This window comes from Sphingobium sp. (genome assembly GCF_035511395.1).
GTDB lineage: Bacteria > Pseudomonadota > Alphaproteobacteria > Sphingomonadales > Sphingomonadaceae > Sphingobium.
The window spans coordinates 1-8,507 of record NZ_DATKFP010000367.1; the positions used below are offsets into that span (position 1 = coordinate 1).

Here is an 8,507-nt window from a genome sequence, read left to right on the forward strand (position 1 = left end):
TCACCCGCAGTTCGGACGTCTGAACCAGCGAGATGGACTCCACCCCACCAGCGACGATGACGTCCATCCGATCCATGACGATTTGCTTGGATGCCGTGGCGATAGTCATCAGGCCTGATGAACACTGTCGATCGATCGACATGCCCGACACACTGTGTGGCAAGCCGGCGCGCAGGCCGGCCGTGCGGCCGATCGTCGATTGATGCCCCTGCTGCAACGATGCCCCCATCAGGACGTCATCAACCTCCGCCGGGTCCAAGCCCGCGCGTTCGACTGCGGCGATGATTGCATGGGAAGCGATCGTTGGCGCGGGGGTAATGTTGAACGCACCGCGATAAGCCTTCGCGATCGGCGTACGTGCCGTGGAGACGATGACAGCGTCGCGCATACTCACGCCTCTGCCACTTCTGCAAGCTGGAAGCCGGCGTTGCGCAACTCGACTTCGCCCTGCACCGAACCACGAGCCGGCACAATTTCCCCATCACGGTCGCCTAGCTCATTCCGGCGCGCCAGCAGCTGCTCGCCTGCATCATCCGCGTCACCAATGAAGACACCGCGAGTCAGTGTGATATTAGCTTCCTCGAAACTGCCGCCGCCAGCGCAGATGATCTTACGGTTGGGCGCGTCTTCGCCAACGAGCGCCAGCACGGCCGGACTAACTCGAACCGGCGAGAGCGCGTCGAGCATCGGCTGCGGAAGCAAGCCTTCCAACATCCGCGTGGCCGCAGTAGGCGCTAGACAGTTAACGCGAACATTATATTTTTCGCCCTCCAGGCCCAAGGTCTGCATCAGCCCGACGAGCGCCAGCTTCGCCGCCCCATAGTTAGACTGACCGAAATTACCGTACAGCCCGGAAGACGAGGTCGTCATCACGATGCGGCCATAGGCTTGCGCTCGCATCATCTCCCAAACCGCTTTCGTGCAATGCACCGCGCCCATCAGGTGAACATCGATGACCGCGCGAAAATCGGCTATGTCCATTTTTGCGAACGTGCGATCGCGCAGGATACCGGCATTGTTGACCAATATGTCAACTCGGCCCCATTGATCGACTGCTTGCGCGACCATCGCTTCAACCTGCTCAAAATCCGTTACTGACGCGCCATTTGCTACGGCTTCTCCACCAGCTGATTTAATTTCCGATACCACTTTTTCGGCGGCCGACAAAGATCCACCCGTGCCGTCGGTCGCACTTCCCAGATCGTTGACCACGACCTTTGCCCCACGGCGAGCGAGTAGGAGCGCATGTTCGCGCCCTAGTCCGCCGCCGGCGCCAGTAACGATCGCAACCCGGCCGCCAAGATCAATCATAATTAACCTCCCTATATAGTCGCCGCGCGGGCCGCCTATCGGGCGTCCATCGCAGGCTAATTTACTATTGGCTGACTAAAACGCCGTACGGCCAGAGTCAACGTTATTTGAACGATAGTACCGTTTTCTTGCTAGTAGATTCTCAGGATGCCGGGCGGATCGCCGAGCAAGAAGGTGACAGTCCCAACGGTTCGGCAAGGCCGGTTGCGCCCAAGCCGTCGATGACGTACAGGTAGCCGCTATTGTCGTCGGGAGGACGTCCCACCGCCGCCGCCGGGTCAAAACTGGTTACATAGAGCCGGTCGAGATTGGGACCGCCGAACTGGACGCTGGACACCCATTGGACCTCGGTGTGGAGGATGCGGTCGATCGAGCCGTCAGGATTGAAGCAAGCGATCTTGCCCTGCCCGCAAAAGGCCATCCAGATGCGTCCCGCCGCGTCCACCGTCGCCCCGTCGGCAAAGCCGCCGATGTCCGAGCAGTCGGCCAACAGCCGCTTGTTGGCGACCACTCCGGTCTGCGCGTCATAATCATAGGCATAGAGCTTGTTGGGGATGGTGTCGGCGATATAAAATGTCCCGCCGTCCACGCTCCAGCAGGGTCCGTTGCAGATGGTGAAACCGACGTCGATCGTCGTCACGGTCTGCCCGTCGAAACTGTAGAGCGGCGCGATCGGCTCCCGTGACTTGGCCGCGCCTCCCCCGACGAACCGCCCCTGCCGGTCGACCTTCGCGTCGTTGATCTGCACAGCGCCGTTCAGCGTATCGACCATGGCGATCGGTGCGAACCTGCCGCCGTCGGGATCGAACGCATAGAAGCCGTCTCCCAACACCGCCACCAGTCCGCCGCCTGCGACGCGGCTGATCGCCGATGGCTCGACCGGCGTATCCCAACCGCGAAAGTCCGCCGTGGCCGGATCGAAGCGCCAGATGCGCCGCCCCTTAATGTCGACGAAGAACAGCCGCTGGTCGACGGTGTCCCAATAAGGTCCCTCGCCGAGCGTGGTCCGTATGTCTCCCAGCCTTTCGATACGCAAAATGACCTCCATTCCGAATTTTGTGCAGACAGGACGCGCGTGGCAGTCCTGATGCCGTCGCTAAGGCAGCTGATAATCCTGCAGTTGTTCGCGAAGTCGAATTTTCAGCATCTTACCGGTCGCGCCCAGCGGAATTGAATCGACCACAACCACATCGTCGGGTATCTGCCACTTGGCGATCTTTCCTTGGTAGGAAGCGAGCAGCGCGGCGCGATCCACGCTTGCGCCCGGCCTGGGCACCACCACCAGGATCGGCCGCTCGTCCCATTTGGGATGCGGGATGCCGATGCAGGCTGCCATCGCCACATCAGGATGTGCCATCGCCACATTTTCGATCTCGATCGAACTGATCCATTCGCCGCCCGACTTGATAACGTCCTTGCTGCGATCGGTGATCTGCATGAAGCCGTCCGCATCGATCGTCGCGACGTCGCCGGTCGCGAACCAGCCGTCCGCATCGACCACCGGCTTGTCGCCGCCCGCGCCGAAATAGCTGCTCACCACCCAGTGCCCGCGGACCATCAAATGGCCCTGGCTGACACCGTCCCAGGGCAGGTCTGTGCCCGTGTCATCCATGATTTTCATGTCCACGCCGAAGATCGCCCGCCCCTGCTTCGCCCGGAGTGGCAATTGCTGGTCGGCGGACAGGTCGTTATGCTTGGCTTTCATCGTGCAAAGGGTGCCGAGCGGGCTCATCTCAGTCATGCCCCAGGAATGGATCGCCTCAAGGCCATGATTCTCGCGTAGCTCGCGCAGCATCGCTGGGGGGCAGGCCGCGCCGCCGATCACGACGCGGTTCAGGCTGCCGAAGCCCAGACGCCCGGCCTCGACATGCGCGATCAGCGTCTGAAGCACCGTGGGCACGCCCGCCACGAAGGTCACGCCCTCAGCCGCGATCAATTCGTAGACCGACGCGCCGTTGAGCTGAGGGCCGGGCAGTACTAGTTTTGCTCCGGTCAGTGCAGCGGCATAAGGGATGCCCCAAGCATTGACATGGAACATCGGCACCAACGGCAGCAGGGTGTCGCGCGCCGAAAAGGCCATCGCGTCTGGCAGGGCGATGGCATAGGCGTGCAGTACGGTCGAACGGTGGCTGTACAGTACCGCCTTAGGGTCGCCGGTCGTTCCGCTGGTGTAGCAGAGCGCCGACGCGCTATGTTCGTCCAGGACCGGCCATCGATACTCGATGGGCTGGGCGGCGAGCCACTCCTCATAGCTGACAAGCCCCGATGCTCGATCCTCGTCCGACAGGCGTTCCGGCCCGCACAGCACCACCCATTTTTTGACCCCGGGGCATCGATCGCGGATTTGCCCGATCAGGTCGAGGAAGCTCAGGTCGAAACATATTATGCGATCGTCGGCATGATTGACGATCCAGGCGACTTGGTCGGGGTGGAGCCGGGGATTGATCGTGTGCAGCACCCGCCCCGACCCGGCGACTCCGAAATAGAGTTCGACGTGGCGATAGCCGTTCCAGGCCAGCGTCCCTACGCGATCGGACATGGCGAGCCGTTCCGCTTCGACCGCATTGGCTACCTGGCGCGCGCGGGCCGCGCAGGCGGCGTAGGACGATCGATGGATACCTCCCTCGACCCGCCGCGAAATGACGGCGGTGTCGCCATGATGGCGTTCGGCAAAATCCAGTATGTCGGAGATCAGCAGCGGCCGATCCTGCATGAGTCCGTGAAGCAAAGCTTATCGGTCCTTGTTGATCATGATGAAAAGGCTGGTTCCCGCTCGCATCGCGTCACTTTGCACGGTTCGCGCGCGCTTCCAGGAAGGCTGCCACCGCTTGCCGGAAAACAGGTTCCTCGATCAGCACGCCCTGCCGGTCGGCCTCAAGCGCCAGTTGTTCGCTCAGCGAATTGCGCTCGGCGGCTTTCAGCGACGCGTTAAGCTCCCGGAACGCGGACTCTGGGATTTTGGCGACCTTCGCCGCCAGCGCTTGCGCCTCATCCAGCAGAGCGGCGTCGTCACAAACCTTTTGGATGAGGCCGATCTGAACCGCCTCTTCGGCGGGCAGGCGCTCGCCAAGCAGGCACATCGAGAGCGTGCGTGCTTGGCCGATGAAGCGCGGCAGGAACCATGTCGCACCCATGTCGGGCAGGAGGCCCAGCATGGGCACGAACGGCAGGCTGAAATAGGCCGAACGGCCAGCCACTACGATATGGCAGGAAATGGCGAGGCCGAAGCCGCCGCCGACCGCTGGTCCGTTCACCGCGCCGATAACCGGCAACCGCGACGCCCTAATCTGTTCCACCACCGGCGAACAAACCGTGTGCATGAAGGTGGCCACCCCGGCCCCGAAGCCTTCCTCGGCCATGCGCGTGTCCATCGCGCCCAGTTCCGCGCCGGACGAGAAGCCCCGGCCATTGCCTGTCAGGATGATGGCCCGGGCGTCCAGCGTGGCGTCGACCTCCTTGAGTGCCGCCAGCAATTCGCCCATCAGCTCATATGACATCGCGTTCAGCGTCTGCGGCGAATTGAGGGTAATCGTATGAATGCCGTCATGGCTGGTATGCAAGACTAGCGACATGCAGGCCTCTCTCTCGTGTCAGATGCGTGGGGACAAACCCTAATGTCGGCATCAGGCCGCATGATCGACCGCCGGCCCGGACCAGCCCTGCCGCCGGGCCGAATAGAGCCGCTGTTCGGCGTCGGCGGACGGCGTCGCGGGGATGCCGCGCGCGGTGAGGTCGTCCATCACTTCCGGCGGCGTGGTCATATAGGGTCCGATCAGCGCGCCGGATTTGACGATGCCGAGACTTCGCCGCAGATCGACCAGCATCTCCGCCTGCTTGACCATCGCCGAGAGGGCGGTGACTACGGGGATGCCCGTGCCGGACACTTCATTGTAGCCGACGTGAGCCAGGGCGGCGCCATAGGGATTGCATCCGCAGATCACGACGTCCGCACCGTCCTTGATGCATTCCCGCGCCTCCCGGTCGAATTCCTCGATCAGCCGTTCGGGCCGACCGTTGTAGGCGTCGACCATCATTTTGGTCAGTTCGGGCGTAAAATAGCGCACAGGCCTATGGGTGATCGCCCGGCTTTCCCAGCGATGCGCGCGAATCCGGTCCTCGATCACATGCTGAAAGCGCGCACCGACCGTGACGACCGCGAATTTCTTGCCCAACAACTGGGCGAGCGCCATCGTCGATTCCGCAGCGCCGACCACGGGCATGTCTACCGTCTGCCGCGCGTCCTCCAGAAAGAATTCGCCAAAGCACATGCCTGGAAAAGCCGCGTCATAGCCATCCTGCTCGGCCCGCCGAACGCGCTCCAGCACCTCGACGGCCAACAGCGCGCGAGGATAGCGCATCCAGGGAGAAAATGCCGTGCCGGCATTGTCCTTTACAAAATTGACGTCCACCTGCGTGGCCGGCCGGGCGACATTGCGGACGTGGGCCAGCATATTGTCATATATCAGCTTGCGCTCATCCGGGTCCTTCGCCATCTGCTCAGGCGTCGTGTCCGAAATCCAGAGGATTTTGGCGTGATTTTCGATCTGCTCCGACATCCCGTCACTCCTTACAAATTGCCCTTTGATGAACCCCGCCCGGCTTATCGACCGGTGAAGACAGCGGGTCTTTTCTCCATGAATGCAGTTACGCCCTCGATGAAATCGGGAGATTTTCCCAATTCCGACTGAGTGCGCGTCTCGATATCCAGCTGCTGATGGATGTCCTGATGGCAGCCCAAGCTTAGCAGCTTGCGCAAGGCGACGAGCGCCAGGGTCGGCATTACGGCCAGTTCGCTCGCCAGCGCGATGGCGTCCTCCAGGCAGGTGTCACTGACCTCCCAGACCAGGCCCCACTCCTTCGCCTTCGCGGCATCCAGCCGCATGCCTGTCATGCACAGGCCCATGGCACGGGCGTAGCCGATCTTGTTCACGAGGGTCCAGCTGGCGCCGGCATCGGGGATCATCCCGATCTTGGCGAAGGACTGGATGAAGGACGCCTTGCTGTGCGCGATGATCATGTCGCATTGCAGAGCAAGCGAGGCCCCCGCGCCGGCAGCCACGCCATTCACCGCCGCGATGGTGGGAACACGCAGCTTGTCGAGCAAACGCACCGTAGGGTTGTACGCCTCGCTCAGCAGCTTGCCGGGATCGATCCGATCCAGCAGTCCTTCGTCTGGCGTCATGTCGATCTTCGACAGGTCCGCACCGGCGGAAAAGCCGCGCCCCGCCCCGGTGATGACCAGCGCACGACATTCCGGCGAGTTGTCGACTTCGGCCAGGACCGCCCGGATCTCATCCTGCATCTCGCGGGAGATGCTGTTCAGCACCTCCGGCCGGTTCAGGGTCAGGATGCCGACCCCGTCGCGGCGCTCAAATTCAATATTGTGCAGTTCCATCATGTCGATCTCCGGCTCATACCGATTTGAGAGCGGAGGCGCCCGATGCCAGCTCGGCTAGAACGCTTTGGGTATGTTCGCCCAGCCGGGGGGCATGGCCGATCGGCGCGGCCCCTGCGCCGAACCGAATGGGCGGCTGCATCTGGAGATACGGGCCCTCCGAGGGATGCTCGACGCGCTTGAAAAAGCCACTGGCAATGAGTTGCGGGTCCTCAAGCAACTCGTCCACCTTGCGCACCGGCATCGCCGGCACATTGATGTCGCGCAGCAGATCCATCCACTCCGCCGTCGTGCGCGTCGGCGTCCGCAGCGCAATGGCAGCGTAGAATTCGCCGACATGCTGGACCCGCAGCAGCGATCCTTCCACCGGATTGGCGGTCAGCACTTCCGGGCATCCCAGCAGGTCAAACAGGTTGCGCCAATTCTGATCGGTATAGGGCAGGATGCTGATATAGCCGTCCGCCGTGGGGAATGGTTTCCGCGCCTTGTCCATGATCCGACGATAGCCGAGCGACCCCACCGGCGGCTCGCAGGTGCGTTCGAACAGATGTTCTTCCAGCAGAAAGTGCACGAAACATTCGAACATTGGGACTTCGACATATTGCCCCTTCCCGCCCTTCAACCTGTAGATATAGGCCGCGAGCACCGCCTGCGCCGCGTAGAGGCCGCTGACCTTATCGGCCACGATCGTCGGCACGAACTTAGGGTCATAGGGGTCGGACGTGCGCGCGCACAGATCGATTAGCCCGCTTCCCGCCTGGATGGTGTCATCATAGGCTGGCAGGTCGGCATAAGGCCCGACCGAAGAATAGCCAACGCCATGCACATAAATGATGTCGGGGACCTCTTTGACCAGCGTGTCATAGTCGAGGCCCAGCTTGCGGATCGCGGCGCTGCGGACATTGTGGATGAAGACGTCCGCCGTCCGAATGAGTTTAATCAGGGTCGCGCGATCCTCGGGCGACTTGAGGTCGAGCACTACGGACTTCTTGCCGCGGTTAAGCGTCAGATGGATTGGCCCCATGTCGGGGGCATTCTTCGCCTTGCCACTCTGGCGAAAGAAGTCACCGTCCGGCGCTTCGATCTTGATGACCTCCGCGCCCATGTCCGCCAGCATCTGCGTGCAATAAGGACCGAACACGATGGTCGAAAGATCGATGATCCGCAGACCCTCGAGCATGCCCGTAGCAGGTTGAGAGGTCGTCATCGTCAACGTCTCCCCACTTCGGCCAGAAATGCGCAGATCTCGCTATGATATTCATCATAGGATTCAACCATTGGCACATGCGCGCTTGCTTCGAGTATCACCAGCCGACTGCCGGCGATCAGCGCATGCGCGGTCTGCGCCAGCACGACCGGGGTGACCGTATCCTGCGCGCCAGCGATGATGAGCGCCGGCATCCGCAACGACGCCATGATCGCACGCTGATCCAGCGGTCCCAGATCTTCAAGCGTTTGGAGCGCCATCGGCCCGGTCTGGAGGAACATCCGCAGCACTGCGCCGATATCCTCGGCCGACCGGTTCGGCGTGAAACAGGCGGTGGCGACGCCGAGGGCAGTCGCGACCTTGTCGCGCCTGAAAGAGGCGGCCATGCCGACGAGGTCCGCGTCCGTGATCCCCGATGTAAAGCCTTCGGCGTCGGTGTAGCAGGGGGACGCCGCGCAACTAAGGATCAGCCCCTTGCAGGCCGCGCCCAGCCGATGCGCGGCCTCTACCGCGACCGCGCCGCCCTGTGACCAGCCATTCAGGATCACGTCCGTGATCGATAGTTCGGTCAGCAGGCCGATCACATCGTCGGTG

9 protein-coding genes are annotated in these 8,507 nt (G+C 62.2%); all 9 read right to left on the bottom strand.

All coding sequences use genetic code 11. From position 1 onward, the window contains the following. A partial coding sequence (locus tag VMR39_RS25260; protein WP_325420406.1) for a beta-ketoacyl synthase N-terminal-like domain-containing protein occupies positions 1-388 on the bottom strand: 388 nt, incomplete at its 3' end. A 2-nt stretch (positions 389-390) separates the two neighbouring features. Next, positions 391-1,314, bottom strand: coding sequence for an SDR family NAD(P)-dependent oxidoreductase (locus VMR39_RS25265; RefSeq protein ID WP_414712595.1), 924 nt, complete (start codon positions 1,312-1,314; stop codon positions 391-393). Positions 1,315-1,453: 139 nt separating this feature from the next. Further along, positions 1,454-2,347, bottom strand: a complete 894-nt coding sequence (locus VMR39_RS25270) for an SMP-30/gluconolactonase/LRE family protein (RefSeq protein WP_325420410.1) — start codon at positions 2,345-2,347, stop codon at positions 1,454-1,456. Positions 2,348-2,407: 60 nt separating this feature from the next. Then, positions 2,408-4,039 (bottom strand): 3-(methylthio)propionyl-CoA ligase, encoded by a 1,632-nt coding sequence (locus VMR39_RS25275; protein ID WP_325420412.1) that lies wholly within the window; start codon positions 4,037-4,039, stop codon positions 2,408-2,410. 55 nt (positions 4,040-4,094) lie between these two features. Further along, positions 4,095-4,883 (bottom strand): enoyl-CoA hydratase/isomerase family protein, encoded by a 789-nt coding sequence (locus VMR39_RS25280; RefSeq protein WP_325420414.1) that lies wholly within the window; start codon positions 4,881-4,883, stop codon positions 4,095-4,097. A 51-nt stretch (positions 4,884-4,934) separates the two neighbouring features. Continuing rightward, positions 4,935-5,867, bottom strand: coding sequence for an aspartate/glutamate racemase family protein (locus tag VMR39_RS25285; RefSeq protein WP_325420416.1), 933 nt, complete (start codon positions 5,865-5,867; stop codon positions 4,935-4,937). 44 nt (positions 5,868-5,911) lie between these two features. Beyond that, positions 5,912-6,709, bottom strand: coding sequence for an enoyl-CoA hydratase-related protein (locus VMR39_RS25290; protein WP_325420418.1), 798 nt, complete (start codon positions 6,707-6,709; stop codon positions 5,912-5,914). Positions 6,710-6,722: 13 nt separating this feature from the next. Then, positions 6,723-7,913 (bottom strand): CoA transferase, encoded by a 1,191-nt coding sequence (locus tag VMR39_RS25295; protein ID WP_325420420.1) that lies wholly within the window; start codon positions 7,911-7,913, stop codon positions 6,723-6,725. 2 nt (positions 7,914-7,915) lie between these two features. Then, positions 7,916-8,507, bottom strand: a 592-nt coding sequence (locus VMR39_RS25300) for an alpha/beta hydrolase (protein ID WP_325420422.1), incomplete at its 5' end; no start/stop codon positions are given.

Excerpts from the sequence above, each read along its gene's own strand:
- VMR39_RS25280 (WP_325420414.1), bottom strand. The coding sequence starts at position 4,883 with ATGTCGCTAGTCTTGCATACCAGCCATGACGGCATTCATACGATTACC.
- VMR39_RS25285 (WP_325420416.1), bottom strand. The coding sequence starts at position 5,867 with ATGTCGGAGCAGATCGAAAATCACGCCAAAATCCTCTGGATTTCGGAC.
- VMR39_RS25290 (WP_325420418.1), bottom strand. The coding sequence starts at position 6,709 with ATGATGGAACTGCACAATATTGAATTTGAGCGCCGCGACGGGGTCGGC.
- VMR39_RS25295 (WP_325420420.1), bottom strand. The coding sequence starts at position 7,913 with ATGACGACCTCTCAACCTGCTACGGGCATGCTCGAGGGTCTGCGGATC.